This window comes from Paenibacillus sp. J22P169 (assembly GCF_059691995.1).
The window spans coordinates 1-1,917 of record NZ_JCAUAO010000027.1; the positions used below are offsets into that span (position 1 = coordinate 1).

Genomic DNA, 1,917 nt, shown 5'->3' on the forward strand with positions numbered 1-1,917 from the left:
ATAACTGCAAGTGAGGGAAATAGCATTCCGAATGGAAAGACGCTGCAAATGGTTGCGTTGGTATCACCAGATGATGCAACGGATGCTTCTGTAACTTGGAGCGTTGAGCGAAGTTCTGGTGATGCAACGATAGACGAGTCGACAGGCTTACTAAGGGGAACAGCGGTAGGTGAAGTCATCGTTACGGCTACGTCGAATGATAACCCAGAAATTGTGGGGACGTTGGAAGTTACTATTGAAGCGATACCAGTTGAAGGTATAGAGGTAATAACTGCAAGTGAGGGAAATAGCATTCCGAATGGAAAGACGCTGCAAATGGTTGCGTTGGTATCACCAGATGATGCAACGGATGCTTCTGTAACTTGGAGCGTTGAGCGAGGTTCTGGTGATGCAACGATAGACGAGTCGACAGGCTTACTAAGGGGAACAGCGGTAGGTGAAGTCATCGTTACGGCTACGTCGAATGATAATCCAGACATTGTAGGGACGATGAAAGTTACGATTGAAGCAATACCAGTCGAAAGTATCGAAGTAACGAGTGAAGGCGAGGCAACAAGCGTTCGAGCTGGAGAAACGCTGCAAATTATTGCATTGGTATCACCCGAGAACGCAACGAATGCTTCCGTAACATGGAGTGTTGAACGAGGCTTAGGTGATGCAATAATCGACTCGTCCGGCGTACTTACGGGAACAGCAGTAGGTAATGTCATCGTCAAGGCAACGACGAATGATAACCCAGAAATTGTGGGGACGTTGGAAGTTACTATTAAAACGATACCAGTTGAAGGTATAGAGGTAATTACTGCAAGTGAGGGAAATAGCATTCCGAATGGAAAAACGCTGCAAATGATTGCGTTGGTATCACCAGATGATGCAACGGATGCTTCTGTAACTTGGAGCGTTGAGCGAGGTTCTGGTGATGCAACGATAGACGAGTCGACAGGCTTACTAAGGGGAACAGCGGTAGGTGAAGTCATCGTTACGGCTACGTCGAATGATAATCCAGAAATTTTAGGGACGATGAAAGTTACGATTGAAGCAATACCAGTCGAAGGTATCGAAGTAACGAGTGAAGGCGAGGCAACAAGCATTCGAGTTGGAGAAACGCTGCAAATGATTGCATTGGTGTCACCCGAGAACGCAACGAATGCTTCCGTAACTTGGAGTGTTGAACGAGGCTTAGGTGATGCAATAATCGACTCGTCCGGCGTACTTACGGGAACAGCAGTAGGTGAAGTCATCGTTAAGGCGACAGCCAAAGATAACCCTGATATTGTGGGGAGCATGAGCATTACGATTGCAAAGATCCCTGTAACAAGCATAGTCGTAATGAGTGAAGAATCGGCAACAAGCGTTCAAGATGGAGAAATGCTGCAAATGATTGCGTTGGTATTACCAGAGAACGCAACAGATGCTTCTGTAAAATGGAGTGTTGAACAACAAGGTACAGGAAATGCAACGATAGACGAGTCAACCGGTTTACTAAGGGGAACAGAAGTAGGTGATGTTCTTGTCAAAGCCACAGCCAATGATGAATCCGGCATAGTGGGGACTATGAGCATTACGATATCACCTTTACTGGTTACAAGTATTGAAGTGATTAGTAAAAACAATGTTACAAGCATTCCAAACGGAAGTACGCTTCAAATGAGTGCGAAGGTGTTGCCAGGAAACGCAACGAATGCTTCCGTCACATGGAGCGTCGAACAAGGTTCAGAGAATGCAACGATAGACGAGTTGACAGGCATACTAAGGGGAACAGCAGTAGGAACTGTCGTCGTCAAGGCCATAGCCAATGATGAATCCGGCATAGTGGGGACTATGAGCATTACGATTGCACCGGTACTGGTTACAAGTATTGAAGTGACGAGTGAAAACAATGTTAGCAGCATTCCAAATGGAAGTACGCTTCAAATG

Annotated in this window: 1 protein-coding gene; it reads left to right on the plus strand. The window is 46.0% G+C overall.

Annotated elements, in window-relative coordinates; genetic code table 11:
* A partial coding sequence (locus tag AC58QG_RS36425; RefSeq protein WP_497366818.1) for an Ig-like domain-containing protein occupies positions 1-1,917 on the plus strand: 1,917 nt, incomplete at both ends.